The organism is Streptomyces sp. NPDC005435, assembly GCF_040703155.1.
In the GTDB taxonomy this organism is placed as follows: Bacteria; Actinomycetota; Actinomycetes; order Streptomycetales; family Streptomycetaceae; genus Streptomyces.
The window spans coordinates 143,516-168,982 of sequence record NZ_JBEXEQ010000012.1 but is presented as its reverse complement, the minus strand read 5'-3'; the positions used below and the strand labels follow the sequence as shown (position 1 = coordinate 168,982).

Below are 25,467 nucleotides of genomic sequence, written 5' to 3'. Positions count from 1 at the left end.
TGACCTGTGGGACCTGTGGGACCCGGTGAAAAGGACCGAGCGCCCGCCCCCGTCGTACGGGTGCGGGCGCTCGGGGAAACGCTCGGTCAGGCGGTGGCCGACGACGGGGCGTCGTCCTGCGCGACCTCGGCGGGCGGCGGGGTGCCGTCCACGGCGGCCGGGGCCGCCTTCGCCTCGGCGGCTGCCTTGGCGCGCTCGTCCGCCGCGGCCTTGATGGCCCGCCAGGCGGATTCGGCGGCCTGCTGCTCCGCCTCCTTCTTGCTGCGGCCGGTGCCGGTGCCGTACGAGACGCCCCCGACGCGGGCAGCAGCAGTGAAGGTCTTCTCGTGGTCCGGGCCGGTCTCCGTGACCAGGTACTCGGGCACGCCGAGTCCTTCGGTCGCGGTCAGCTCCTGGAGACTGGTCTTCCAGTCCAGGCCGGCGCCGAGGTTCGAGGACTTCTCGATGAGCGGGTCGAACAGGCGGTGCACCAGTTCGGAGGCCGCGTCGAGGCCCTGATCGAGATAGACCGCGCCGATGACCGCTTCCAGGGTATCGGCGAGAATGGAGGCCTTGTCCCGGCCGCCCGTGCCCTCTTCACCACGGCCGAGCCGGATGAAGGAGCCCAGGTCGAGGCCGCGGCCCACCTCCGCAAGCGCACGCGAGTTGACCACCGCGGCCCGCAACTTGGCCAGCTGGCCTTCGGGCAGGTCGGGGTGGATGCGGTACAGCGTGTCGGTGACGACGAGGCCGAGCACGGAGTCCCCGAGGAACTCCAGCCGCTCGTTCGTCGGCAGACCGCCGTTCTCGTAGGCGTAGGAGCGGTGGGTCAGCGCACGCACCAGAAGGGCGGACTCGACGTGGTAGCCGAGCCGCCCTTCCAGAAGCGTGTGGGACGAGGCCTTGTTGTCCGCCGAGCCGTTCCCGCGTCGGCGGGAAGTACCTGCTTCGGCGTCTTCCACCTTCTTGGCAGTGGACACAGTGCCTCTCACCAGCCGCTCAGACCTCGAGGACCTGGCGCTTGTTGTAGGTGCCGCAAGACGGGCACGCGATGTGCTGCTGCTTGGGCTCGTGGCAGCGCTCGCACGCAACCAGGGTGGGGACCGCAGCCTTCCACTGCGACCGGCGGTGGCGCGTGTTGCTGCGCGACATCTTCCGCTTCGGAACAGCCACGGCTACTTCTCCTGCTTCTCGTCGACGCCCGCTTCGGCGCCGCTCATCTCGTCCTTCTCGCCGTCTTCGAGTGAACCGGCGAGTCCCTGCAAAGCCGCCCAACGGATGTCGACGGCGTCATGGTGGTGGTCCGGGTCGTCCGTGAGCCGCGCTCCGCACTCGGAGCACAGGCCCGCACAGTCGTCCTGGCACACCGGCTGCATCGGCAGTGCGAGCACCACCGCATCCCGCAGCAGGGGTTCGAGGTCGATCAGACCGTCCTCGATGTAGAGCTTGTCCTCGTCGTCCTCGGCGTCGTCGCCCGGTTCCGCGCTCACGCGGCCACGGTCGTCGGCGTCAGGGTACGAGAACATCTCCTGGAAGTCCGCTTCGAGCTCCAGCCCGACCGGCTCCAGACACCTTACGCACTCCCCCTTGGCCGATGCACGGGCGGTGCCTGTGACAAGCACCCCTTCCATGACCGACTCCAGGCGGAGGTCGAGCTCCATCGGCGCGCCTTCCGGCACTCCGATGACACCCTCGATACCGAGGTCGCGGGGGGCGTCGACGTCACGGGTCAGGCGCTGCATCGCACCAGGACGCCGGCCCAGCTCGTGCGTATCGATCACGAGAGGGTTGCGGTGGTCGAGGCGTGCGTTGGAGGCCATGGCCGCTTTCGGTCTTCGAGCTCGGGGAACGCCGCCCGCAGGTGTTCCGGGCAGCGGTGATCGCGGACATACACGCGACCGAAGAGCCAGGATACTGGACCTTTCGCTCAGGGCCCAATCCGGTCCCCTCGCCCCGATCCCGCCTACATCCCCCGGCCCTGCTCATAGGCCCGCAGCTGCTCGGCGCTGATCATGCTGGTGTCGAAGAGGCTGGCCTCGTCGAGCGCGTAGTCCTGCGGCTGCCCCTGGTGCTGCTGGGGCAGCTGGGGCTGCTGGTGCTGCGGGGCCTGCCCCTGGTTCGGGTCGTACGCCCCCTGCTGCGCGTCGTAGCCGTGGAAGGCGCCGTCGGTCTGCGGGGCGTAGCCGTTCGGGGCGTACGGGTCCTGCTGGTAGCCGTACGCCTCCTGCGGGGCGTAGCCGGGCTGCTGCGGGTAGCCGGGGTAGGCGTCGGGCTGCTGCTGGTAGCCGTACGCCTCCTGCGGCTCGTACGCGGGCTCCGGCGCGGCCGGGTCGTACGGCGACTCCTGGGCGGCCGGGTCGTACGCCGGTTCCGGGGCGGCGGGGGCCGCCGGGGTGCGCTGGGCCGGGGTGTCGGCCAGGGCCGCGAGGTCGGCGAGGTAGTCGGCGTCGCTGGAGTGCTGGAAGGTCGTGGTGTCGTCGGCGAGGGCGCCGAGGTCGTCGGTGGCGATCCGGCCGTGCAGCTTCTGGCGGCCGCGGTGGACGGCGTCCAGGGTCTTGGCGAGGACGGCCTCGAAGGCGCCGAGCTTGGCGTCGACGTAGGAGTCGGCGGTGTGGCGCAGGGTCTCGGGGTCCTGGCTGCGCTCGGGGGCGTCCTCGTCCTCGTAGCCGTTCTCGTCCAGGCCGGGGCCCGTGCCGAGCAGCTTCTCGCGGCCGCGGCCGACCGAGCCGAGGGTCTTGGTGAGGACGACCTCGAAGTTCGCGAGCTTGGAGTCCACGTAGTCGTCGGCGTCCGCGCGGACCTGCTCGGCCTCGGTGCGGGCCTCGTGCAGGATGCGGTCGGCCTCGGCCTGCGACTGGCGGGCCACCTCGGTGCCCGCGATCAGCGAGCCGCGCTCGGCGTGCGCGCTCTCGATGATCCGGTCGGCCTCCAGGCGGGCCTGCTCGACCAGCTGCTCACGGCCCCCGATCAGCTCCTGCGCCTGCGCGAGGGAGCCGGGCAGCGCCTGGCGGACCTCTTCGAGCAGCGCGAGCAGCTCGGCGCGGTTGACCACGCAGGAGGCCGACATCGGCATGGACCGGGCGGTGGAGACCGTGGAGACGATCTCGTCGAGCTTGTTCTGGATGTCCACCTGTGCTCGCCACTCTCTACAGCTGTGTTGGAGACGGACGGCACGACTGTACGGCCCTGGGGCGGCCGTCCGACACGGGGTGACGTCTTGTCACCTTCCAAGGGGGCGCGGGCGCGTGCCGGCGGGGCGCGGACGCGGGCGCACCGGGGCGGTCAGTCTCTTTTCAGCCGGTCGCGCAGCGCGCTGAGCACGGCCGGGGGCACCAGGTGGGAGACGTCGCCGCCCCACGCCGCGACCTCCTTCACCAGGGAGGAGGAGAGGAAGCTGTAGGTGGGGTTGGTGGGCACGAACAGCGTTTCGACGCCGGTGAGGCCGTTGTTCATCTGGGCCATCTGGAGTTCGTAGTCGAAGTCGCTGACGGCGCGCAGGCCCTTGACGATGGCGGGGATGTCCCGCTCCTTGCAGAAGTCGACGAGGAGGCCGTGGTGGGCCTCGACCCGCACGTTGGCGTACTCGGCGGTGACGTCGCGGATCAGCGCCATCCGCTCGTCGATGTCGAACAGGCCCTGCTTGGACTTGTTGACCATCACCGCGACGTAGACCTCGTCGTAGAGGCGGGACGCGCGGGCGATGATGTCGAGATGTCCGTTGGTGATCGGGTCGAACGACCCGGGACAGACGGCGCGGCGCACTTGAGATCCCTCGCTCTCCGGTCCGGTCATCGTGCGTCTTCGCACGTAGAGGCGGCGCGACCGTACCAAAACGTTCCCTCGCCGTAGCGCCGGGACCGGATCGGCTCGAAGCCCTCCGGCCACCCGAATTCACCGCCTCTGGTGCTGCGCTCCACGGTGACCAGGGCGTCTTCGGTCAGCCAGCCCCCTGCGCGGAGTGTGAGGAGGATCTCGCGGAGATCGTCGTCGGAGACCGCGTACGGGGGGTCGAGGAAGACCAGGTCGTACGGTGCGGCGGGGGGTGCGGTGCGGATGACTTGCTCCGCTTTGCCCGTTCTGACCTCGGCGCCGGGGAGGCCGATGTTCTTCACGTTCTCCCGCACGGTTTTCGCCGCGCGGGCGTCGGCTTCCACGAGGAGGGTGTGGCTGGCGCCCCGGGAGAGGGCTTCCAGGCCTACGGCCCCCGAGCCGGCGTAGAGGTCCAGGACCCGGGTGCCGTCCAGGGGGGTGGCGAGGAGGGACTGCCAGGTGGAGAAGAGGGCTTCGCGTGCGCGGTCCGAGGTGGGGCGGGTTCCAGTGCCGGGCGGCACCGAGAGGCGCCGTCCGCCTGCGGTGCCGGCGATCACGCGAGTCATGTGAGCGGTCCTTTATTTGGCGGGGTTCGCTTTATTTTCGCAGGTGGTGGGGAGGGGTTCCGTACGTCGGCGGGTACCGGTCGCATGTGGCTGATCGCGCAGTTCCCCGCGCCCCTTCAGGGAGATGAGCCTCAGCCCTTTTCCAGGTACTGCTCTCTCTCCTCGTCCACGAGGGCGTCCAGGGCTGTGCGTAGAGCCGGGTAGTTCTCCAGGTCGGGGTCGGACTCGACGATGGCCGTCGCTTCCTTCCTGGCCTCCGCGATGATCTCCTCGTCCTCGATGACCTCCAGGACGCGCAGGCTGGTGCGGGCGCCGGACTGGGCCTGGCCGAGGACGTCGCCTTCTCGGCGTTCCTCCAGGTCCAGGCGGGAGAGTTCGAAGCCGTCGAGGGTGGAGGCCACGGCGGCGAGGCGGCGGCGGGCGGGGCTGGCCTCGGGCATCTCGGAGACCAGGAGGCAGAGGCCGGGGGCGCTGCCCCGGCCCACGCGGCCGCGGAGCTGGTGGAGCTGGGAGACGCCGAAGCGGTCGGCGTCCATGATGACCATGGCGGTGGCGTTGGGGACGTTGACGCCGACCTCGATGACCGTGGTGGCGACCAGGACGTCCGTCTCCCCTGCCGCGAAGCGGCGCATCACCGCGTCCTTGTCGTCGGGGTGCATCCTGCCGTGCAGGACCTCGACGCGCAGTCCCTGGAGGGGGCCCTTGGCGAGGTGGTCGGCGACGTCGAGGACGGCGAGCGGGGGGCGTTTGTCGCCTTCGGTGGCCTTCTTCTCGGCGGCGGTGTCCTGTTCGTCGCCGATGCGGGGGCAGACGACGTACGCCTGATGGCCGCCCTCCACCTCCTCGCGGACGCGTTCCCAGGCGCGGGTGAGGAAGTGGGGTTTGTCGGCGGCCGGGACGACATGGGTGGCGATCGGGGAGCGGCCCGCCGGGAGCTGGTCCAGGACGGAGGTCTCCAGGTCGCCGAAGACGGTCATCGCGACCGTGCGCGGGATCGGGGTGGCCGTCATGACGAGCAGGTGCGGGGGCTGTTTGCCCTTGCCGCGCAGGGCGTCGCGCTGTTCGACACCGAAGCGGTGCTGCTCGTCCACGACCACCAGACCGAGATCGTGGAACTGCACCACGTCCTCGATCAGCGCGTGGGTGCCGATGACGACGCCCGCCTCCCCGGTGACGATGTCGAGCAGCGCCTTGCGCCGGGCTGCCGCCCCCATCGACCCGGTGAGCAGCACCACCTTGGTGGCGTGCTCGGTCCCGCCCAGCATCCCGCCCTCGGCCAGCTCCCCCATCATCTCGGTGATGGACCGGTGGTGCTGCTGGGCGAGCACTTCGGTCGGCGCGAGCATGGCGGCCTGCCCGCCGGCGTCGACGGTGGCGAGCATGGCGCGCAGGGCGACGAGTGTCTTGCCCGATCCGACCTCCCCCTGGAGCAGCCGGTGCATCGGGTGGGCCGTGGCGAGGTCGGTGAAGATCTCGGCGGAGACGCGTTGCTGGCCTTCGGTGAGGGTGAAGGGGAGGCGGGCGTCGAAGGCGGTGAGGAGGCCGTCGGGCCGGGGCTTGCGGGGGACGGCGGGGAGTTGGGTGTCGGCGTGGCGGCGGCGGGCCAGGGCGACCTGGAGGACGAAGGCCTCGTCCCACTTCAGGCGGGCGCGGGCGTCGGTGACGTCGGCCTGGGTGGCGGGGCGGTGGATCTTGCGGAGGGCCTCGGGGAGGGTGACGAGGCCGCGGCCCTCGCGCAGGGCGGGCGGGAGGGGGTCGAGGGCTTCGGCGGCGCTGGGCAGGACCGTCTGGACGGCCTTGCCGATCTTCCAGGACTCCAGTTTGGCGGTGGCCGGGTAGAGGGGGATCAGGGCGCCGGCCCAGTTCTCCGCCGCGTCCTCGGTGTCGTCGTCCTTGTCGAGGAGTTCGTAGGCGGGGTGGGCGAGTTGGAGGCGGCGGTTGAAGACGGAGACCTTGCCGGAGAACATCGCGCGGGTGCCGGGCAGGAGTTCCTTGTGCGGCTTGTGCACGCCGTTGCCGAAGAAGACCAGCTGGAGGCGGCCCATGCCGTCCGTGATGGTGACTTCGAGCCGCTGGCCCTTGCCGCGCGGGGCGCGGGCGGAGGCGAAGGTGTGCAGCCGGGCGTCCGCGACCTGGGCGACCACCGTGACGTGTTCGTCCATGGGGAGGTCGGCGAGGTGGGTGAGCTGGCCGCGCTCCTCGTATCTGCGGGGGTAGTGGTGCAGCAGATCGCCGACGGAGTGCAGGCCGAGGTGCTCGGCCATCACCTTCGCGGTGGCGGGGCCGAGCACTTTCTTCAGTGGTTCTCGCAGTGCGGGCACGAGATCCATTGCACACCACGCCACCGACAATGCCCCACCCGCCGCCCCGCCCCCGCGAACAGCCCCGCCGTCCGCGGCCGTATACGGCGTACGGCCCCCTGGTCAGGGACATCGGTGAAACCCCTGGTCAGCTCATCGGCTCGGGCCTAGGATGGCGCGCCCCAGCCATCCCCCCGCGGTCACCGCCCCACCCGGACCGCCCGACCCCGCGCCGGACACCGTTCCCCCCACCGGCGCCGTGACGATGGACTCCCAGACCTCACAGTCATCCCATGCCTCCCAGTCGCCCCATACGTTCCAGGTCGACCTGCGTGGCCTGGTGGACCTGCTCTCCCATCACCTCTACTCCAGCCCCAAGGTCTATCTGCGCGAGCTGCTGCAGAACGCCGTGGACGCCGTCACCGCCCGGCGGGAGCGGGACCCCGGCGCCCCGGCGACCGTGCGGCTGTACGCCGACGGGGAGGGCGGGCTGCGGATCGAGGACAGCGGCATCGGGCTCACCGAGCCGGACGTGCACAGTCTGCTCGCGACGATCGGGCGCAGTTCCAAGCGGGCCGAGGGGCTGCAGGAGGCCCGGTCCGGGTTCCTCGGGCAGTTCGGGATCGGGCTGCTGGCCTGTTTCGTGGTGGCCGAGCGGGTCCGCGTGGTCAGCCGCAGCGCCCTCGATCCTGAGGCGCCGCCGGTGGAGTGGACGGCGCGTGACGACGGGTCGTACACCGTGCGCACGCTGCCCGCCTCGGCGCGGAGCGAGCCGGGCACCACCGTGCACCTGGTGGCGCGGGCGGGCGCGGCCGAGTGGCTGTCTCCGGAGCGGGTGCGGGCGCTGGCGCGGGACTTCGGCTCGCTGCTGCCGTACGACGTCCGGGTCGGCGAGGAGCCGGTCGCGGAGCTGCCCGCGCCCTGGGACCGCGCCTGGCCGAGTCCGGCCGAGCGGCGGGCGGGGCTGGCCCGGCACTGCCACGAGCTGTTCGGCTTCACCCCGCTGGACTCGATCACGCTGGACGTGCCGCTGGCCGGGGTGCGCGGGGTGGCGTACGTGCTGCCCTCGGCGGTGAGCCCCGCGCAGCGGGCCACGCACCGGGTGCATCTGAAGGGCATGCTGCTGACCGAGCGGGCCGAACAGCTGCTGCCCGACTGGGCGTTCTTCGTGCGCTGTGTGCTGGACACCGACAGTCTGCGGCCGACGGCCTCGCGCGAGGCGCTGTACGAGGACGAGACGCTGGCGGCCGTGCGGGAGGCGCTGGGCGAGCGCATCCGGGGCTGGCTGACCGGGCTCGCGGCGGGCGATCCGGAGCGGCTGAGCGCGTTCCTCGCGGTGCATCACCTGGGCGTGAAGTCGCTGGCGCGGCACGACCCGGAGATGCTGCGGATCATGCTGCCCTGGCTGCCGTTCGAGACGACGGACGGCCGGCTGTCCCTGGAGGAGTTCGCGCAGCGGCATCCGGTGGTGCACTTCACGCGGACGGTGGAGGAGTACCGGCAGGTCGCGGCGATCGCCTCGGCGCAGGGCATCGGTGTGATCAATGGCGGTTACACCTACGACGGTGAGCTGGTGGAGGCGCTGCCCTCGGTACGGCCCGGGACGGTGGTCGCGGAGCTGGACCCGGACACCGTGACCGCGCATCTGGACACCGTCGATCCGGCGGAGGAGCTGGCGCTGTCGGGGTTCCTGGCGGCGGCGCGGGCGAAGCTGGACCCGCTGGGCTGTGACGTGGTGCTGCGCGCGTTCCATCCGCTGTCGGTGCCCGCGCTGCATCTGGACGACCGGGCGGCGCGGCACGAGCAGGCGCGCGCGGAGGCGGAGGAGCGGGCGGACGAGCTGTGGGCGGGCATCCTGGGTTCGCTGCGCGGGAGCGCGCCGCGTGCCCGGCTGGTGCTGAACCATCTCAACCCGCTGATCCGGCGCATCGGTTCACTGGGCGACGCCGAACTGATCGGCACCGCGACGGAGTCGCTGTACGGGCAGGCGCTGCTGATGGCGCGGCGGCCGCTCCGGCCCGCCGACTCGGCGCTGCTGAACCGGGCGTTCATCGGGCTGCTGGAGTGGGCGACCCATGGGGAGGACGGCAAGTGACGGACGCGATCGGGGACTTCGACGCGCTGCGCCGGGCCATGGCGGAGAACGCCGAGCGACCCGAGGGTCCGGCGCGCAACGCCCGTGCGGAGGAACTGCTCACCGAGGCGGAGAAGTTGGGCGTTCCGCTGGCGGTGATCGAGGCGCTGGGCCACCAGTTGAACGTCTACAACTACAGCTCCGAGAAGGACCGCATGTTCGTGCCCTTCGCGCGGCTGCTGCGGATGTGGGACGAACGCCCGGAGGACTTCGACGAGTACGAGGCGCACTCGCTGCACTGGGTGTTCAAGTGGATGTCGGCGGGGATGCTGGGCCAGCCGCACATCGCGCTGGCCTCGGTGGAGACGTGGCTGGGCGAGATGGAAAACCGGTACCGGATCGCCGGATACTCCGAACGGGCCGTGCGCAGCGCCGAGTTCAGCGTGGCCGCGCATGTCGGTGACCGGGCGCGGGCGGAGCGGGCGTATGCCGCGTGGCTGGCGGCCGACCGGGACGCGATGGCGGACTGCCACGCCTGCGAACTGCACGGACAGGGCGTCTGGCAGGCCGAACTGGGTCGGGACGCCGAGGCGTTGGAGCTGTGGCGGCCGGTCCTGGACGGCGAGTTCAGCTGTGCGCACGAGCCGCACCAGGTGCTGGGGTCCTCGCTGCTCCCGCTGCTGCGGCTGGGCCGCCCGGACGAGGCGCGCGCCCATCATCTGCGGGGTTTCCGGCTGGTGCGGCCGATGGAGAGCATGCGGGACGCCTACGCGGACCATGTGGAGTTCTGCGCGCTGACCGGCAACGAGGCGCGCGGTCTGGAGCTGCTCGCGCAGCGGCCCGCGTACTTCACGGACAGCGGGCATCCGCGCAGCCGGCTGGACTTCCTGGCGGTGGTGACGCTGCTGGCGGACCGGCTGACCGGGCTCGGCCTGGGCGAGCGGCAGGTGCCGGGGCCCGCGGGGCGGACCTGGACCGCGCGGGAGCTGGCCGGGTGGGCGCGGGCCGAGGCGCTGGAGCTGGCCGGGCGTTTCGACGCCCGCAACGGCACCTCGTCCGTGGGCGACCGGGCCCGGGCGCGCATGGCGCAGGAGCCGCTGGTGGAGCGGCTGCCGCTGGGCGTGCGGACGGTACGGGCCGCTCCGGCGCCGGTGGCCGCGCCGCCCGGGGCGCCGGCCGTACCGGACCGGGCGGGGCTGCCCGCGCTGCTCGCGGAGGCGCGGCGGCTTTCGGACGGGCTCCGTCCGCACGCGACCGAGGCGTGGGAGGCGGTGGCGCGGGCCGCCGAGGGCGTGGAGCTGGACGTCCGCGACCGGGCGGAGATCGCGGACCACGAGGCGATCGCCCGGGGCCCGGAGGGCATCGCGCTCTTCGAGCGGGCCGCCGGGCTGTACCTGGAGGCGGGCGACCCCGGCGAGGCACTGGCCGCCCGGGGCCGGGCCGCGTACATCCGCGCCCTCACCGGCGAGGTCGCACCCGCGCTGGCCGCGACCGAGGAGCTGTACGACCGCGCGCTCGCGCTGTACGCCGAGGACGGCACCGGGGTCCGGCAGACGGCCGCGGTGCTGATGAGCCGGGCCCGGGTGCTGATGCGCGCGGTGCACGGCGGCGCGGCGGTCCTCGGGGACGCCCCGGAGCCCGAGCAGGCGCCGGAGCCCGATGCGGAGGCCGCCGAGACCGTCGTACGGCTCGTGCGGGAGCTCCTGGCGCTGGTCGACGGGCACACCGGGGACGACGTGCGGCTGGCCGCGCGGGCCGCCGAGGCGCACGCGATGCTGGCCGAACTGGCCGAGCTGAGCGGTGATCTGGAGCAGGCAATGACGCTGTTCCGGCAGGCCACCGAGGAGTTCGTGGCCGCCGGGCTGCCCTGGCTCACGCCGGAGTACGACGTACGGGTGGCGGCGCTGGCGCACCGGCTCGGGCGGACGGACGAGACCGAGGAGGTGTTGCGGGACGCCCTGGCGCACGGCGGGCCGTATCTCGAACCGGTCGCGCGGGCGCAGCTGCACCTCCAGCTCGCCGAGGTGACCGGCGGCCGGGGCGACGCCCGGGAGGCCGCCGCGCACGCGCTGGACGCCGCGCACTGGGCGGACGAGGCGGGCGAGAGCGGCACGCTCGGCGCCTGGGCCCGGCATCTGCTGGGTGGCGCCCTGCTGCGCCAGGGGCGCTGTGCGGAGGCGGCGGAGGTGCTGGAGTCGGCGCTCGCGGAGCTGTCGGTGGAGCGGCACGGGGACGGCACGGTGGTGCAGACCCGGTGGTGGCTCGGGGACTGTCTGAGCGAGCTGGGCGAGCACCGGGACGCCGCCGAGCAGCGGCTGCTGGCCGCCGAGATCGCCCGGCACTGGCCCGAGCAGCAGGACCACGCCACACTGGCACACCTCGCGGGCGAATCCCTGGGTCACGCGGGGCTGCCGGACGAGGCCGACCGCGCCTATGTGCGGGCCGCGGAGCTGTGGCGGGAGCTGGGCAACGCCCGCTTCCTGGTCCGCTCGCTGCGCGCCCGCGCGTGGCTGGCGGCGGCCGCGCAGGAGGGGGACGGGAACGGGAACGGGGACGGGACCAGGGACGGCGCCGGGGACGCGCGGCGGCTGATGGCGGAGGCGGTGCGCGCATGCGCACAGGCGCGCGAGAACGCGGCCGACCCCGTCGAGCACACCGAACTCACCGCCGAACTGGGCCACACCCACCGCCAGTTCGGTGACCTGCTGTTCCGCCTGGCCACCGAGGCGGCCGAAGAGGACGCGGTCCAGGCCACGTTGACCGGTGCGCTGGAGCAGCTGGAGCTGGCGGCGACCGTCTTCGCCGACCTGGGCTCCGACGGACTCCACAGCCGTACGAGTGCCGAACTGGCCGCCGGACGCCTGGAGTTCGACCTCGGCCACCAGGAGGGCGCCCAGACCCGCGCCCGTACCGTCCTCGCGCTGTACGCCGACGCCGACGACACGGACGAGGTGGCCACCGCCCGCCGCACGGAGGCCGCGCGGCTGCTGGGCGGCGCCCCCGAGCGGCCCGGGGAGGCCTGAGGTCCTACTCCACGCCGATCAGCAGCAGCGACCCCTGCCTGCCGCCCCGGTACACCACCGTGTCCACGGCCAGGTAGGAGTCGCGGACCCGGGACTCCAGGCGGTCGGCGACCTCCTCGGGGGTCTCGTCGCCCACCACCAGGGTGACCAGCTCGCCGCCGGCCTGGAGCATCCGGTCCAGGACGGTCTCGGCGGTGGCCGTGAGATCGGGGCCGATGACCGCCACGTCGCCGTCGATCAGGCCCAGCACGTCCCCGGCCTGGCAGATCCCGGCCGAGGTCCACGACTGGCGCTCGGCGACGACGACCTCGGCGTGCCGGGTGGCGCCCGCCGCCGAGGTCATCTGGACCACGTCCTCGTCGAAGCGGCGCCCCGGCTCGTGCACGGCGAGCGCGGCGATGCCCTGCACCGCCGAGCGGGTCGGGATGAGGGCCACCCGGATGCCCTCGGCGCGGGCCTGTTCGGCGGCCGCGGCGGCGGTGTGGCGCAGTTCGGCGTCGTTCGGCAGCAGCACCACCTCGCGGGCGTGCGCGCGCCGCAGCGCCTCGGCCAGCTCCCCGCTCGCGGGCGGCTCCCCGGGCCGGGCGAGGACGGTGGTGGCCCCGGCCTCGGCGTACAGCCCCGCGAGCCCCTCCCCCGGTACGACGGCCACGACGGCCCGCTGGACGCGCTCGCGCGCGGGCGGCTCCCCTCCGGTGTGCACGTCACCGGCCGCGAAGTGGGTGATCCTGATCCGGTACGGCCGCCCGGCCTCCACGCCCGCCTCCACGGCGGCCCCGGCGTCGTCGACGTGCACATGGACGTTCCACAGCCCGTCGCCGCCGACCACCACGAGGGAGTCCCCGAGGGCGTCGAGGCGCTCCCGCAGCCGGGCGACGGCCGCGTCCCCGGCCTCCAGCAGGTAGATGACCTCGTAGGCGGGGCCCCCGGGCTCCACGCTCTCGGGGCACGCCCCGGCCGGGACGGAGCTGGGAGCGGGAAGGGCGGCGGGAGCGACGGCGTCCTCCTCGACCGCCTCCCCCGTGACCGCCTCCACGAGCGCCCCGAGCACCGCCACCAGACCGCGTCCACCCGCGTCCACGACCCCGGCCCGGCCCAGCACCGCGAGCAGGCGCGGGGTCTCGGCCAGGGCGGTACGCGCGCCCTCGTGGGCGGCCCGGGCGACGGCCCCGCAGTCGTCGCCGGCCACCTCGGCCGCGTCGGCCGCCGCCGAGGCCACCGTCAGCACCGTGCCCTCCACCGGGTGCGCCACCGCCTCGCGCGCGGAGTCGGCGGCGTGCCGCAGCGCAAGCCGCAGCCGGGCCCCGTCGACGTGAGCGGCGCCACCGTCGCTCTCCGCGAGCACCTGGGACATCCCCCGCAGCAGCTGCGCCAGGATCGTCCCGGAGTTGCCGCGCGCCCCGATGAGCGCCCCGTGGGCCATCGCACGCACGGCGCCGGCGAGCGAGGGCCGCCCGGCGCCCGTCTCGTACCCGGCGAAGACCGCCTCCACGGCGGCGCCGGCCGACTCCATGGTCAGGTAGAGGTTGGTGCCCGTGTCCCCGTCCGCGACGGGATAGACGTTGATGGCGTCGATCTCCTCGCGCGCGCGTCCGAGCGCCCGCAGCGCCCCACCGCACCAGGTGCGCACCGCGAGAGCATCGAGGAATGTCAGCGGCACCTGCGCCACCTGCGCCTCCCTGACTGGCCGGCCGTGGCTCGCAGCGTAGACCCCGCGCCGGGGTGCCCCCGAGCAGGGCCGGGAGCGGGCACACCCCCAGGCCGTGGTAGTTTCGTTGTACGGAAGCAGCCGATGTATGCTGCTCCGGTTGCCCGATCTCGGTCGGGCCATTCCCCCTGGCAACGCCACTCAAGATCTCGGACCTCCGGGTCTCGATCCCGGCCTGCCGGGATCAACCGTAAGTGCATCTGAAGTCTTTGGAGTGACCCGTGGCTGCCAACTGCGACGTCTGCGGCAAGGGGCCGGGCTTCGGCAACAACATCTCGTTTTCGCACCGCCGTACGCCTCGTCGCTGGAACCCGAACATCCAGCGCGTCCGTACCGTGGTCGGCGGGACGCCGAAGCGCGTGAACGCTTGCACCTCGTGCATCAAGGCCGGCAAGGTCTCGCGCTGACGAATTGCTAAGCGCGCGGCCATAGTCGGTTGCTGCGTCGAGCCGGTCCACCTTCGGGTGGGCCGGCTCTTCGCGTTGCCCCGATGAGGTCCGTACGACGCCTGTACGGCCGTTCCAGGCCCGGAGCCCTTGCGGCGCCGGGCCTTCACCGGTTCCGGAAGCGCCAGCCGTGGTCGACCGGCCCGATGCCCGCGCCCAGCGCGAACCCGGCCTCGATCGCCCCGGTGACGTACTCCTTGGCCGCTGTGGCCGCCTCCGGCACCGGGAGCCCCTTGGCCAGCTCGGCGGCGAGCGCGGAGGCGAGCGTGCAGCCCGTGCCGTGGGTGTGCCGGTTGTCGTGACGTGGAGCACGCAGCCAGTACTCCGCGGAGCCGTCCGTGAGCAGATCGACGGCGTCCCCGGCCAGATGGCCGCCCTTGATCAGCACCCAGCGCGGCCCGAACTCCAGCACCGCGTCGGCCGCGCGGCGCAGATCGCCCTCCGACTCGGCCCGAATCCCTGTGAGTTGCGCCACTTCGTCCAGATTCGGGGTGGCCACGGTGGCCACCGGCAGCAACCGGGTGCGCACGGAATCCAGCGCGGACGCGGCGAGCAGCGGATCGCCGTGCTTGGAGACGCCGACCGGGTCCACCACCACGGGCGCGTCCGTGCCGGAGATCAACTCCGCCACCGCCTCGACCAGTTCCGCCGAGGCCAGCATCCCGGTCTTCACGGCCTGGACGCCGATGTCGTCGACCACGCTGCGGTACTGCGCGCGTACCGCCTCCACCGGCAGTTCCCAGGCGCCCTGCACCCCGAGCGAATTCTGCGCCGTCACGGCCGTGATGACGCTCATGCCGTGCACGCCGAGGGCCAGCATCGTCTTCAGGTCGGCCTGGATCCCGGCGCCTCCGCCGGAGTCCGAGCCCGCGACGGTCAGGACGCGCGGCGGCACCCGGGATGCGCTCACGACTCCACGTCCCCGAAGTGGTCCCAGCCGCCCTTGTTCGTCCAGGGCGCCCCGTCCACGGTCACCTGGGGCAGCGCCGAGGGGTTGAGGACCTCGCCGATGATCTTCCAGCGGGCGGGCAGCTTGGCGTCCGGCGGGAAGGTGGCCACGATCGCGTGGTCCTCTCCCCCGGTCAGCACCCACTGCAGCGGGTCCACGCCGACGGCCTGCCCGATGTCGTTCATCTGGGTCGGGATGTCGATCGCGCCGGAGCGGATGTCGATGCGCACCTTGCTGGCCTCGGCGATGTGCCCGAGGTCCGCGATCAGCCCGTCGCTCACGTCGCACATCGCGGTGGCGCCGAGCGCGGCGGCGGCCGGACCCGCGTGGTACGGCGGCTCGGGGCGCCGGTGGGCCTCCACGAACGCGCGCGGCGAGCGGAAGCCCCGGGAGAGCACCGCGAACCCGGCGGCGGACCAGCCGAGCCAGCCGGTGACGGCCACCAGGTCGCCGGGCTGTGCCCCGCCCCGGGTGACCGGCTCCTGGTTGCGCAGATCGCCGAGCGCGGTGATCGACACCATGATCGTGTCCCCGCGTACGACGTCCCCGCCGACCACGGAGGCCCCGGCGACCCGGCACTCGTCGCGCAGGCCGTCCATCAGCTCGCTGGGCCAGGTGACCGGCAGCTCGGCCGGGACGACCAGGCCGAGCAGCAGCGCGGTCGGCACGGCGCCCATCGCGGCGATGTCCGCGAGGTTCTGCGCGGCGGCCTTGCGGCCCACGTCGTAGGCCGTGGACCAGTCGCGGCGGAAGTGCCGGCCCTCCAGCAGGATGTCGGTGCTCGCCACCACCCGGCGGTCCGGAGCGGCGACCACCGCGGCGTCGTCACCGGGGCCGACCCGGACCGCCGGGGTGGTGGTGAGACGGGAGGTCAGCTCCCGGATGAGCCCGAACTCGCCGAGCTCACCCACTGTGCCCTTCATGGCGTCAAGCCCCTTCTCTGCCTGTCCGTGCCCGGTCGCGTCTTCAGTGTCCCCGATACGCCCCGGACGGCCTTCCCGGGGACGCCGGCCGTCAACTTCCGTACCGTCCGCACCCCGGCACGCGGCACCGGTCGCGGAGGTCTCCCCGCGGGGACCGGCGACGCGATACCGTGGCGTTCCTTTCCCCCACATGATCCTCGTGGCCGCACCCTGGAGGTTCCGTGGTACAGGCGTACATCCTGATCCAGACGGAGGTCGGCAAGGCGTCGACCGTCGCCGAGACGATCGGCAAGATTCCCGGAGTGATCCGGGCCGAGGACGTCACCGGGCCCTACGACGTCATCGTGCGCGCACAGGCCGACACCGTCGACGAGCTGGGTCGGATGGTGGTCGCGAAGGTCCAGCAGGTGGACGGCATCACGCGCACCCTGACCTGTCCAGTCGTCCATCTGTAGCCCCCGTCTACGCTTGGCCGGTGAACTTCTTCCGTCACCGGCCCCTCGCCCTGCTCGCGCCCGTGCTGCTGACCGCGGTCGCGGGCTGCTCCGCGGCGCACGACGGCGGTTCGGCCGGGGCTCCCCGCCCCGACGCGAGGACCGCCCCCCTGTGCCGGAAGCTGCACGAGGTGCTGCCCGGGACGGTGGACGGCAAGCGCCGAGGCGACCCCGGTCCCCGGTCCGTGTACACGGCGGGCTGGGGAGGCTCGGCGATCATACTGCGCTGCGGGGTGGTCCGGCCGCCCAAGATGATCGACCCGAAGGTGGCCACGGGAGACGACCCCGACGCGATCGCGGGCGGGGTCGACGGCGTGGACTGGCTCATGGAGAAACAGGGCGACGGGGTCTGGCGTTTCACCACCGCCAACCGGCGTGCGTACGTGGAGCTGACCCTGCGCGGCCTGTCCGGCCCGGACGACGCCTCCCCGGCGCTGATCGCCCTGGCCCCGGCCGTGAAGAAGGCGATCCCCGAGGGGATCGCCTCCATGCGGTGATGGATCCGGGACGGCCTCAGCCCACTCAGGGGCGCGGGCCGGGTCGATGTGCGGCTCCGCCGCGTGGGCGCGACAAGCCACCACGGGCCCGCGGCCGGCGAACAACCGGTGCCGCCCTCCCAGCGGAGCGCCCCGTCAGCGCAGCCCGGTGGAGCGCCGCAGCGCCGCCTGGATCAGGCGGTCCACCAGCTCCGGGTAGGCGATGCCGGAGGCCTCCCACATCTTGGGGTACATCGAGATCGGCGTGAACCCGGGCAGGGTGTTGATCTCGTTGATGACGAACTCGCCGCCGTCGGTGAGGAAGAAGTCCGCGCGCACCAGCCCCTCGCAGGCCGCCGCCTCGAACGCCTCCACCGCGAGACGCCGCACCTCGGCGGTCTCCTCTTCGGTGAGCGGCGCGGGGACGACACCGGGCGTGGAGTCGATGTACTTGGCGTCGAAGTCGTAGTACGCGTGGGCGCTCGGCGGCGGGATCTCGGCCGGGACGGAGGCGCGCGGCCCGTCCTCGAACTCCAGGACGCCGCACTCGATCTCGCGGCCGCTCAGCGCGGCCTCCACGATGATCTTCGGGTCGTGCCGCTGGGCCTCGGCGATCGCCTCGTCCAGACCGGCCAGGCCGTCGACCTTGGTGATGCCGATGGAGGAACCCGCGCGGGCGGGCTTCACGAACAGCGGCCAGCCGTGCTCACCGGCGAAGTCCACGATCTTCTTGCGGGCGGCGGACTCGTCCCGCTCCCACTCGCGGGGCCGGATCACCACGTACGGGCCGACCTTGAGCCCGAAGGAGGTGAACACCCGCTTCATGTACTCCTTGTCCTGGCCCACGGCCGAGGCGAGCACACCGCAGCCGACGTACGGCACACCGGACAGCTCCAGGAGTCCCTGCAGGGTGCCGTCCTCGCCGTAGGGGCCGTGCAGCACCGGGAAGACCACGTCGACCTCGCCGAGCGCCTTCGGGACCGCGCCGGGCTCGCTGTAGACGACCTCGCGGTTCGCGGGGTCGACGGGGAGCACCACGCCGCCCTCGCCGGACTCGGCCACGTCGGCGACCTCGGGGGTGCGGCGGTCGGCGATGGCCATGCGCTCCGGCTCGTCGGCCGTCAGCACCCAGCGGCCGTCCCGGGTGATGCCGATGGGCAGGACGTCGTACTTGGTCCGGTCGACGGCACCGAGGACGGCGCCGGCGGTGACCGTGGAGATGCCGTGTTCGGAGCTGCGGCCGCCGAAGACGACGGCCACACGCGGCTTGCGCGACGGCTTCTGCTCGGGGCTCTGGGGGAGGTTCTCGGTGCTCATATCGCGATGAGCGTACCCGCTGGTACGGCATGGCGACAGCGTTGACCGGGGGCTCCGGACGCGGTGTCGCTCAGTGTCGTTCGGGCTTCGCGCTGCGCGACATCAGCTCCTTGAGGGCGACCACCGGCGGCTTGCCCTCGTGCACGATGTCCACCACCGTCTCGGTGATGGGCATGTCGACACCGTGCCTGCGGGCCAGATCCAGCACGGACTCGCAGGACTTGACGCCCTCGGCGGTCTGCCGGGTGACCGCGATCGTCTCCTGGAGGGTCATGCCCTTGCCGAGGTTGGTGCCGAAGGTGTGGTTGCGCGAGAGCGGCGAGGAGCAGGTGGCGACCAGGTCCCCGAGTCCGGCGAGGCCGGAGAAGGTGAGCGGGTCGGCGCCGAGCGCCATGCCGAGCCGGGTGGTCTCCGCCAGGCCGCGTGTGATGAGCGAGCCCTTGGCGTTGTCGCCGAGGCCCATGCCGTCGGCGATGCCGACCGCGAGGCCGATCACGTTCTTGACCGCGCCGCCGAGTTCGCAGCCGGCCACGTCGGTGTTGGTGTACGGCCGGAAGTACGGGGTGTGGCAGGCCGCCTGGAGCCGCCGGGCCACGGCCTCGTCGGTGCAGGCGACCACGGCGGCGGCCGGCATCCGCGCGGCCACCTCACGGGCGAGGTTCGGCCCGGTGACCACCGCGACGCGCTCGGCCGGGATCTTCGCGACGTCCTCGACGACCTCGCTCATCCGCATGGCCGAGCCGAGTTCGATCCCCTTCATCAGGGAGACGACGACGGTGTGCGGGGCGAGCAGCGGGGCCCACTCGGCAAGGTTGGCGCGCAGCGTCTGGGAGGGGATCGTCAGGACGGTGAAGTCCGCGTCCCGCAGCGCCTCGGCGGCGTCGGAGGTGGCGCGCAGGTTCTCCGGGAGTTCGACACCGGGGAGGTAGTCGGGGTTGGTGCGCGTGGAGTTGACCGTCCCGGCCACCTCCGGACGGCGGGCCCACAGGGTCACCTCGCAGCCCGCGTCGGCGAGCACCATCGCGAAGGCGGTGCCCCACGAACCGGTGCCCATGACTGCGGCGCGGACGGGTGTGCTCACTTGCCGCTCCCCCCTTCGGTGGCGGCGGTCTCGGCGGCGGGGGCCGGCTCCTTCACGGCCGGTGCCGCGGTGCCGGACTGGGCGCGGGTCCTGCGGCGCTGCTCGATCCGCTCGCGGCGCGGGTCGTAGGGCGTGGCGGGCGCCTTCTCGCCGCGGATCTCCTCCAGCTGGCGGGTGATGGCGGCCATGATGACCTCGGTCGCCTCCTTGAGCAGCTCGGCGGTCATCTCGCGGTCGTAGAACCGGGAGAGGTCGACGGGCGGCCCGGCGAGGACGTGGTGGGTCTTGCGCGGGAAGAGATGGGGCTTCTTCGCGTAGGGCGGCAGGAGTTCGTTGCAGCCCCACTGCGCGACGGGGACGACCGGGCACTTGGTCTGGAGGGCGACGCGGGCCGCTCCGGTCTTGGCGGTCATGGGCCAGCCGTCGGGGTCGCGGGTGAGGGTGCCCTCGGGGTAGAAGGCGACGCACTCGCCGCGCTCCACGGCGTCGATCGCGGCGCGGAACGCGCTCAGCGCGTCGGTGCTCTCGCGGTAAACCGGGATCTGTCCGGTGCCGCGCATCGCGGCGCCCACAAATCCCTTCTTGAAAAGGCCGCTCTTCGCGAGGAATCGCGGAACCCGGCCGGTGTTGTACTGATAGTGCGCGTACGCGAAGGGGTCGACGTGTGAATTGTGGTTCACCGCGGTGATAAATCCGCCCTCGGCCGGAATGTGCTCCATTCCGCGCCAGTCACGCTTGATCAGAACCGCCAGCGGCGGTTTGCAGATCACCGCGGCGAAGCGGTACCAGAAGCCGATTCTGCGGCGGGACACGCGGACACCTTCCTCCAGGGCCTCTGAGGGCCGTCATCTCGGCCGGTGGTCGCACAAGTTTCACTTGAGGCCGCCGGTCTGTCGAGAACACCGTACGCCCGCACGTCAGTACGCACCGCCCCCGGACGGGGCTTCACAGCATTCCCCCAAAACCGGCCGGACGGAAGACGCCGGGGTCCGCGGGTGACAATGATCGCGACGAGAGAGGGACGGTACGCCGGTGCAGTGGACCTTGGTGATACCCCTGAAACCCTTGGCACAGGCCAAGAGCAGGCTCGCGGCCGCCGTTCCGGACGGGGTGCGGGCCGGGCTGGTCCTGGCGTTCGCGCAGGACACGGTGGCGGCGGTGCTGGGGTGTACACGGGTGACGGATGTGGCGGTCGTCACGGACGACCCGGTGGCCGGCCGGGAACTGGCCGCGCTGGGCGCCCGGATCGTCCCCGACGTGCCGGGCGGCGGTCTGAACGCCGCTCTGGCGCACGGTGCGGCCGCCGTGCGCACCGTACGGCCCGGTGCGGCCGTCGCCGCGCTCAACGCCGATCTGCCCGCGCTGCGCCCGGCGGAGCTGTCCCGGGTGCTGGACGCGGCCGCCGCCTTCCCGCGCGCGTTCCTCGCGGACGCGGCCGGGATCGGCACCACCCTGCTCACGGCGGCGCCCGGTCATCCCCTCGTCCCCGGCTTCGGCGGCGCCTCCCGCGACCGACACCGCGCCTCGGGGGCGGCGGAACTGCTGCTCGCGGACGTGGACTCGGTACGGCAGGACGTGGACACCCGCGCGGATCTGCGGGCGGCGCTGGCGCTCGGAGTGGGCCCCTACACGGCCGCTTCGGCGGCTCTGCCGCCTTCGGCGGTGCCCGCGCCCGGCCAGTAGGCTGCCGTCATGCAGGCGACCGCTTACACGTACGACCCCGAAACCCGCACCGGGCAGGTGCTGCTGGACGACGGCACCCCGCTGCCCTTCGACGCGGCGGCGTTCGACGCGGGCGGGCTGCGGCTGCTGCGGCCGGGTCAGCGGGTGCGGATCGAGACGGCGACGGCCGGAGAGGCCGGGGGCGCCGAGGGAGCGGCCGGCGGGGAACGCCGGATCACGCTGGTGACGCTCCAGACGTTCTGAACCCCCGTGCGGACACACCGCGGGCCGGACTCCCGGGGGGAGTCCGGCCCGGCGCGTGGTGCCCTCGGGTGTCCTGGCCGGCCGTGCGGACCTGACGCCTAGCGGGCGGTGGCCTTCTTGGCGGCGGTCTTGCGCGCCGTCGACTTCTTGGCCGGGGCCTTCTTCGCGGTGACCTTCTTCGCCGGGGCCTTCTTGGCGGTGGTCTTCTTCGCGGTGGCGGTCTTGGCGGTCGCCGCCGACTTCTTGGCGGGCGCCTTCTTGGCCGTGGTCTTCTTCGCGGCGGCCGCGGTCTTGGCCGGGGCCGCCTTCTTGGCCGTGGTCTTCTTCGCGGCGGCGGCCTTGGTGGTCTTCTTGGCCGCGGCCTTCTTCACCGTCGCGGAAGCGCCGCCGGTGAGGCTGCCCTTGGGCGCCTTCTTCACCGAGACCTCGCCACCGCGCGGCAGCTTCTTCGAACCGCTCACCAGATCCTTGAAACCCTGGCCGGCGCGGAAGCGCGGCACGGAGGTCTTCTTCACCCGGACCCGCTCGCCGGTCTGCGGGTTACGGGCGTAGCGGGCGGGGCGGTCCACCTTCTCGAAGGACCCGAAGCCCGTGACCGAGACCCGGTCGCCCGCGACGACGGCGCGGACGATGGCGTCCAGGACCGCGTCGACAGCATCGGCGGCCTGCTGGCGGCCCCCCATCTTGTCGGCAATCGCTTCTACGAGCTGCGCCTTGTTCACGTCTTCCCCTTCGGAGACATCGCCAGAACGAAAGTGTTCAAGCTTTTTCGCACGTTAGGCAGATATATACCGCAAATCAAACACGAAACGGGCTTCTCACCCTTGTGCCGCAACGGAATCGGCGTTTCTCCGGAGTAGTTCAGTTGTCCTCTTCGGGCACTCGGCCCGCGTCGAGGTCTTCGGTGAACCGCTCCAGCCGCCTTGCCGCACCGGCGAGATCGTGTTTGGCCATGGCCGTGATGACCAGCAGCTTCCGGGTCAGCGCCATCCGTACGCCCTCCGGGACTTGCAGTGCGCGCACTGTTGTGTGCGCTTGTTTGAGTTGGTCCGCGACTGCCGCATAGAGCTGGAGTTGGCCGTCGTGTTCCATGCACAGATTGTGCCATCTGGGGCGAGTTGTCGCCTGCGCAGGGGGCAACTGCCGCCTCCGCGTGCCGCGCGAGGGCCCTTCGCGGGCCCGGTACGGAGGGGCCCTTTCACCTGCAACTACGGCTGGACAAAGGGGAGTTGGAGGAGAGAAGAGAGCGGCCGGAGGACGTCAGGACCCGGACATGGCTGTACCCCCAATCGTGGTGATCGGGGGTACAGAGGGGACGTTGAGGTGGCCGAAACCCGTCTTGCCGGACGGGTCGGGATCAGGCCCGCAGCGTCCGGGGCTTGAAGGCGGGGCGCTTCTCCTCGTAGGCCGCGATGTCGCCTTCGTCGCGCAGCGTGAGGGAGATGTCGTCCAGGCCGTTCAGCAGCCGCCAGCGGGAGTTCTCGTCCAGCTCGAAGGAGGCGGTGACGCCCTCGGCGCGCACCTCGCGGGCTTCGAGGTCGACGGTGATCTCCGCCTCGGGGTCGTTCTCGGTCAGCTCCCACAGCGCGTCCACGACCTTCTGGTCGAGCACCACCGTGAGCAGCCCGTTCTTCAGCGAGTTGCCCCGGAAGATGTCGGCGAAGCGGGCGGAGATCACGGTCTTGAAGCCGTAGTTCTGCAGCGCCCAGACCGCGTGCTCGCGGGAGGAGCCGGTGCCGAAGTCGGGACCGGCGACCAGGACCGTGGCGCCCTGCCGCTCGGGGCGGTTGAGGACGAAGGAGGGGTCCTTGCGCCACGCCTCGAAGAGGCCGTCCTCGAAGCCGTCCCGGGTGACCTTCTTGAGCCAGTGCGCGGGGATGATCTGGTCGGTGTCGACGTTGCTCCGGCGCAGCGGTACGGCCCGGCCGGTGTGGGTGGTGAAGGCTTCCATGGTGTTCGGGCTCCGGTTCTCAGACTCCGGCGCCGGCGGGCGCGGCGGCGTCGGACAGGTCGGCGGGCGAGGCCAGATGGCCGAGGACGGCGGTGGCGGCGGCGACCTGCGGGGAGACCAGGTGCGTACGGCCGCCCTTGCCCTGCCTGCCCTCGAAGTTGCGGTTGGAGGTGGAGGCGGAACGCTCGCCCGGCGCCAGCTGGTCGGGGTTCATGCCGAGACACATCGAGCAGCCCGCGTACCGCCATTCGGCACCGGCCTCCTTGAAGACCACGTCCAGCCCCTCGGAGACGGCCTGGAGACCGACCCGCGCGGAGCCGGGGACGACCAGCATCCGTACGCCGTCGGCGACTTTGCGGCCCTCCAGGATCTCGGCGACCGAGCGCAGGTCCTCGATGCGGCCGTTGGTGCAGGAGCCTACGAAGACGGTGTCCACGGCGATGTCGCGCAGCGGCTGCCCGGCGGTCAACCCCATGTATTCCAGGGCCCTTTCGGCGGCGTGCCGCTCCGAAGCGTCTTCGTACGAAGCCGGGTCGGGGACGGACGCCGAAAGCGGCGCGCCCTGGCCGGGGTTGGTGCCCCAGGTGACGAACGGCGAGAGCGCGGAGGCGTCGATGACGACCTCGGCGTCGAAGACCGCGTCGTCGTCGGTGCGCAGGGTCTTCCAGTACTCCACCGCCGCGTCCCAGTCGGCGCCCTCGGGGGCGTGCGGGCGGCCCTGGAGGTAGGCGAAGGTCGTCTCGTCGGGGGCGATCATGCCCGCGCGGGCGCCGGCCTCGATGGACATGTTGCAGATGGTCATCCGCGCCTCCATCGAGAGCTTCTCGACGGCCGGGCCCCGGTACTCCAGGACGTAGCCCTGGCCGCCGCCGGTGCCGATGCGGGCGATGATCGCGAGGATGAGGTCCTTGGCGGTGACGCCGCCGGGCAGTTCGCCCTCGACCGTGATGGCCATGGTCTTCGGGCGGGCCAGCGGCAGGGTCTGGGTGGCGAGCACGTGCTCGACCTGGGAGGTGCCGATGCCGAACGCCAGCGCGCCGAACGCGCCGTGCGTGGAGGTGTGGGAGTCGCCGCAGACGACGGTGGTGCCGGGCTGGGTCAGGCCCAGCTGCGGTCCCACGACGTGGACGACGCCCTGCTCGACGTCGCCGAGCGGGTGCAGCCGGACGCCGAACTCCGCGCAGTTCTTGCGCAGCGTCTCCAGCTGGGCGCGGGAGACCGGGTCGGCGATGGGCTTGTCGATGTCCAGGGTCGGGGTGTTGTGGTCCTCGGTGGCGATGGTGAGGTCGAGGCGGCGCACCCGGCGGCCGTCCTTGCGCAGCCCGTCGAAGGCCTGCGGGCTGGTCACCTCGTGCAGCAGGTGCAGATCGATGTAGAGGAGGTCGGGCTCGCCCTCGGCGCGCCGGACGACATGGTCGTCCCAGACCTTCTCCGCGAGTGTCCTACCCATCGCTTTCCCTCCGGCCGGCCACGGTCGCGCCGACGCATCTAGATCCTGAGGAAGCGACGCCCGCGCCGTGACCTTGAGGGCGGACGGGCGTCCGGCACCCGGCCCGCCGTGCGCGGACCGCCGTGTGCTTCAAGGGTGGCGCGTTCCGGAGAAAATTGAACTTGCGTTTCACAGAGTGAGACGGGAGTATCGTTTCATGGACAACAGTAGCGGCGTCGGCGTTCTGGACAAGGCGGCCCTTGTCCTGAGCGCTCTGGAGTCCGGTCCGGCCACCCTCGCGGGTCTGGTCGGGGCCACCGGACTGGCACGGCCCACGGCCCACCGGCTGGCCGTGGCTCTGGAACACCACCGGCTGGTGGCACGGGACATGCAGGGCCGGTTCATCCTCGGCCCGCGCCTTTCGGAACTGGCCGCGGCGGCCGGTGAGGACCGCCTGCTGGCGACGGCGGGCCCGGTGCTCACGCATCTGCGGGACGTGACGGGCGAGAGCGCCCAGCTCTACCGGCGCCAGGGCGACATGCGGATCTGTGTGGCGGCCGCCGAGCGGCTGTCCGGACTGCGGGACACGGTGCCGGTGGGCTCGACGCTCACGATGAAGGCCGGCTCCTCGGCGCAGATCCTCATGGCCTGGGAGGAGCCGGAGCGGCTGCACCGGGGCCTCCAGGGCGCCCGCTTCACGGCGACGGCCCTGTCGGGCGTACGGCGGCGCGGCTGGGCCCAGTCCATCGGCGAGCGGGAGCCGGGCGTGGCCTCGGTCTCGGCGCCGGTGCGGGGGCCCTCCAACCGCGTGGTGGCCGCCGTCTCGGTCTCCGGACCGATCGAGCGCCTGACCCGGCACCCGGGCCGGATGCACGCGCAGGCGGTCATCGACGCCGCCGCCCGCCTCTCGGAGGCGCTGCGCCGCTCGGGCTGACCGCCCCCCTCCGCGTTCTCCCCTTCTCCTTCTCCGCCGGATCCGGTGCGGGGAGGGCCCGCCTCAACGCCGCGGCAGGCT

At 72.5% G+C, this 25,467-nt stretch carries 25 protein-coding genes; 8 read left to right on the top strand and 17 right to left on the bottom strand.

Annotated features, from left to right (window positions below; all coding sequences use genetic code 11):
- Positions 1 to 86: 86 nt before the first annotated feature.
- The 7 genes from rnc to recG all read right to left on the bottom strand — a co-directional run bounded on the left by rnc (position 87) and on the right by recG (position 6,685).
- The gene (gene rnc / locus AB0898_RS17525) at positions 87 to 971 is read right to left on the bottom strand and encodes a ribonuclease III (RefSeq protein WP_366803803.1); all 885 of its coding nucleotides are present in this window, start codon (positions 969 to 971) and stop codon (positions 87 to 89) included.
- Between the two features lie 7 nt (positions 972 to 978).
- The gene (rpmF, locus tag AB0898_RS17520) at positions 979 to 1,152 is read right to left on the bottom strand and encodes a 50S ribosomal protein L32 (RefSeq protein WP_003951102.1); all 174 of its coding nucleotides are present in this window, start codon (positions 1,150 to 1,152) and stop codon (positions 979 to 981) included.
- Positions 1,153 to 1,154: 2 nt separating this feature from the next.
- Positions 1,155 to 1,799 carry a DUF177 domain-containing protein gene (locus AB0898_RS17515; RefSeq protein WP_366803802.1) on the bottom strand — a complete coding sequence of 215 codons (645 nt, stop codon included), beginning with the start codon at positions 1,797 to 1,799 and terminating at the stop codon, positions 1,155 to 1,157.
- Positions 1,800 to 1,942: 143 nt separating this feature from the next.
- The gene (locus AB0898_RS17510) at positions 1,943 to 3,109 is read right to left on the bottom strand and encodes a cell division initiation protein (RefSeq protein ID WP_366803801.1); all 1,167 of its coding nucleotides are present in this window, start codon (positions 3,107 to 3,109) and stop codon (positions 1,943 to 1,945) included.
- Positions 3,110 to 3,261: 152 nt separating this feature from the next.
- Positions 3,262 to 3,741: a pantetheine-phosphate adenylyltransferase gene (gene coaD, locus AB0898_RS17505; RefSeq protein WP_366803884.1), complete on the bottom strand. Its 480-nt coding sequence runs from the start codon at positions 3,739 to 3,741 to the stop codon at positions 3,262 to 3,264.
- A 26-nt stretch (positions 3,742 to 3,767) separates the two neighbouring features.
- The gene (gene rsmD, locus AB0898_RS17500) at positions 3,768 to 4,355 is read right to left on the bottom strand and encodes a 16S rRNA (guanine(966)-N(2))-methyltransferase RsmD (protein ID WP_366803800.1); all 588 of its coding nucleotides are present in this window, start codon (positions 4,353 to 4,355) and stop codon (positions 3,768 to 3,770) included.
- A 131-nt stretch (positions 4,356 to 4,486) separates the two neighbouring features.
- Positions 4,487 to 6,685 carry an ATP-dependent DNA helicase RecG gene (gene recG, locus AB0898_RS17495; RefSeq protein ID WP_366803799.1) on the bottom strand — a complete coding sequence of 733 codons (2,199 nt, stop codon included), beginning with the start codon at positions 6,683 to 6,685 and terminating at the stop codon, positions 4,487 to 4,489.
- Between the two features lie 235 nt (positions 6,686 to 6,920).
- Here recG and AB0898_RS17490 point away from each other — a divergent pair, with 235 nt between their 5' ends.
- Together AB0898_RS17490 and AB0898_RS17485 are read left to right on the top strand one after the other, a co-directional pair.
- Positions 6,921 to 8,750, top strand: a complete 1,830-nt coding sequence (locus AB0898_RS17490; RefSeq protein WP_366803883.1) for an HSP90 family protein — start codon at positions 6,921 to 6,923, stop codon at positions 8,748 to 8,750.
- A gap of 38 nt (positions 8,751 to 8,788) precedes the next feature.
- Positions 8,789 to 11,752: a tetratricopeptide repeat protein gene (locus tag AB0898_RS17485; protein WP_366803882.1), complete on the top strand. Its 2,964-nt coding sequence runs from the start codon at positions 8,789 to 8,791 to the stop codon at positions 11,750 to 11,752.
- Positions 11,753 to 11,756: 4 nt separating this feature from the next.
- On the opposite strand, the gene AB0898_RS17480 is transcribed toward AB0898_RS17485, so the two are convergent.
- The gene (locus tag AB0898_RS17480; protein ID WP_366803798.1) at positions 11,757 to 13,421 is read right to left on the bottom strand and encodes a DAK2 domain-containing protein; all 1,665 of its coding nucleotides are present in this window, start codon (positions 13,419 to 13,421) and stop codon (positions 11,757 to 11,759) included.
- Positions 13,422 to 13,681: 260 nt separating this feature from the next.
- Between AB0898_RS17480 and rpmB the strand changes: the two genes are divergently transcribed.
- A complete protein-coding gene (gene rpmB, locus AB0898_RS17475; protein WP_366803797.1) occupies positions 13,682 to 13,867 on the top strand; it encodes a 50S ribosomal protein L28 in 186 nt (61 codons plus the stop codon).
- Between the two features lie 145 nt (positions 13,868 to 14,012).
- Here rpmB and thiD read toward each other — a convergent pair whose 3' ends face one another.
- Positions 14,013 to 14,801, bottom strand: coding sequence for a bifunctional hydroxymethylpyrimidine kinase/phosphomethylpyrimidine kinase (thiD, locus tag AB0898_RS17470; protein ID WP_366803881.1), 789 nt, complete (start codon positions 14,799 to 14,801; stop codon positions 14,013 to 14,015).
- An 11-nt stretch (positions 14,802 to 14,812) separates the two neighbouring features.
- Positions 14,813 to 15,778, bottom strand: coding sequence for a thiamine-phosphate kinase (locus tag AB0898_RS17465; protein ID WP_199585353.1), 966 nt, complete (start codon positions 15,776 to 15,778; stop codon positions 14,813 to 14,815).
- A gap of 221 nt (positions 15,779 to 15,999) precedes the next feature.
- Here AB0898_RS17465 and AB0898_RS17460 point away from each other — a divergent pair, with 221 nt between their 5' ends.
- Positions 16,000 to 16,233, top strand: coding sequence for an Lrp/AsnC ligand binding domain-containing protein (locus AB0898_RS17460; RefSeq protein ID WP_161181519.1), 234 nt, complete (start codon positions 16,000 to 16,002; stop codon positions 16,231 to 16,233).
- A 20-nt stretch (positions 16,234 to 16,253) separates the two neighbouring features.
- On the top strand, positions 16,254 to 16,769 hold the full coding sequence (locus tag AB0898_RS17455; RefSeq protein ID WP_366803796.1) for a DUF3515 family protein: 516 nt from the start codon (positions 16,254 to 16,256) through the stop codon (positions 16,767 to 16,769).
- Positions 16,770 to 16,904: 135 nt separating this feature from the next.
- Here the strand turns inward: AB0898_RS17455 and AB0898_RS17450 are convergent, their stop codons facing one another.
- From AB0898_RS17450 to AB0898_RS17440, 3 genes are all read right to left on the bottom strand, one after another.
- On the bottom strand, positions 16,905 to 18,065 hold the full coding sequence (locus tag AB0898_RS17450) for a D-alanine--D-alanine ligase family protein (protein ID WP_366803795.1): 1,161 nt from the start codon (positions 18,063 to 18,065) through the stop codon (positions 16,905 to 16,907).
- 70 nt (positions 18,066 to 18,135) lie between these two features.
- A complete protein-coding gene (locus AB0898_RS17445) occupies positions 18,136 to 19,146 on the bottom strand; it encodes an NAD(P)H-dependent glycerol-3-phosphate dehydrogenase (protein ID WP_366803794.1) in 1,011 nt (336 codons plus the stop codon).
- Positions 19,143 to 19,958 (bottom strand): lysophospholipid acyltransferase family protein, encoded by an 816-nt coding sequence (locus tag AB0898_RS17440; protein WP_366803793.1) that lies wholly within the window; start codon positions 19,956 to 19,958, stop codon positions 19,143 to 19,145. Before AB0898_RS17440 ends, AB0898_RS17445 begins: the two co-directional genes overlap by 4 nt.
- Positions 19,959 to 20,178: 220 nt before the next feature.
- Between AB0898_RS17440 and cofC the strand changes: the two genes are divergently transcribed.
- A complete protein-coding gene (gene cofC / locus AB0898_RS17435; protein ID WP_366803792.1) occupies positions 20,179 to 20,829 on the top strand; it encodes a 2-phospho-L-lactate guanylyltransferase in 651 nt (216 codons plus the stop codon).
- A 9-nt stretch (positions 20,830 to 20,838) separates the two neighbouring features.
- A complete protein-coding gene (locus AB0898_RS17430; protein WP_366803791.1) occupies positions 20,839 to 21,072 on the top strand; it encodes a hypothetical protein in 234 nt (77 codons plus the stop codon).
- 98 nt (positions 21,073 to 21,170) lie between these two features.
- On the opposite strand, the gene AB0898_RS17425 is transcribed toward AB0898_RS17430, so the two are convergent.
- The 4 genes from AB0898_RS17425 to leuC form a co-directional block, all read right to left on the bottom strand.
- Positions 21,171 to 21,794: an HU family DNA-binding protein gene (locus tag AB0898_RS17425; RefSeq protein ID WP_366803790.1), complete on the bottom strand. Its 624-nt coding sequence runs from the start codon at positions 21,792 to 21,794 to the stop codon at positions 21,171 to 21,173.
- A gap of 139 nt (positions 21,795 to 21,933) precedes the next feature.
- Positions 21,934 to 22,164, bottom strand: a complete 231-nt coding sequence (locus tag AB0898_RS17420) for a hypothetical protein (protein WP_199585371.1) — start codon at positions 22,162 to 22,164, stop codon at positions 21,934 to 21,936.
- Positions 22,165 to 22,429: 265 nt separating this feature from the next.
- The gene (gene leuD / locus AB0898_RS17415) at positions 22,430 to 23,023 is read right to left on the bottom strand and encodes a 3-isopropylmalate dehydratase small subunit (protein WP_366803789.1); all 594 of its coding nucleotides are present in this window, start codon (positions 23,021 to 23,023) and stop codon (positions 22,430 to 22,432) included.
- A gap of 19 nt (positions 23,024 to 23,042) precedes the next feature.
- Positions 23,043 to 24,473 (bottom strand): 3-isopropylmalate dehydratase large subunit, encoded by a 1,431-nt coding sequence (gene leuC, locus AB0898_RS17410; protein ID WP_366803788.1) that lies wholly within the window; start codon positions 24,471 to 24,473, stop codon positions 23,043 to 23,045.
- 196 nt (positions 24,474 to 24,669) lie between these two features.
- Here leuC and ndgR point away from each other — a divergent pair, with 196 nt between their 5' ends.
- Entirely contained in the window at positions 24,670 to 25,386 is a 717-nt protein-coding gene (gene ndgR, locus AB0898_RS17405; RefSeq protein ID WP_018544714.1) for an IclR family transcriptional regulator NdgR, read from the top strand.
- Positions 25,387 to 25,467: the final 81 nt, after the last annotated feature.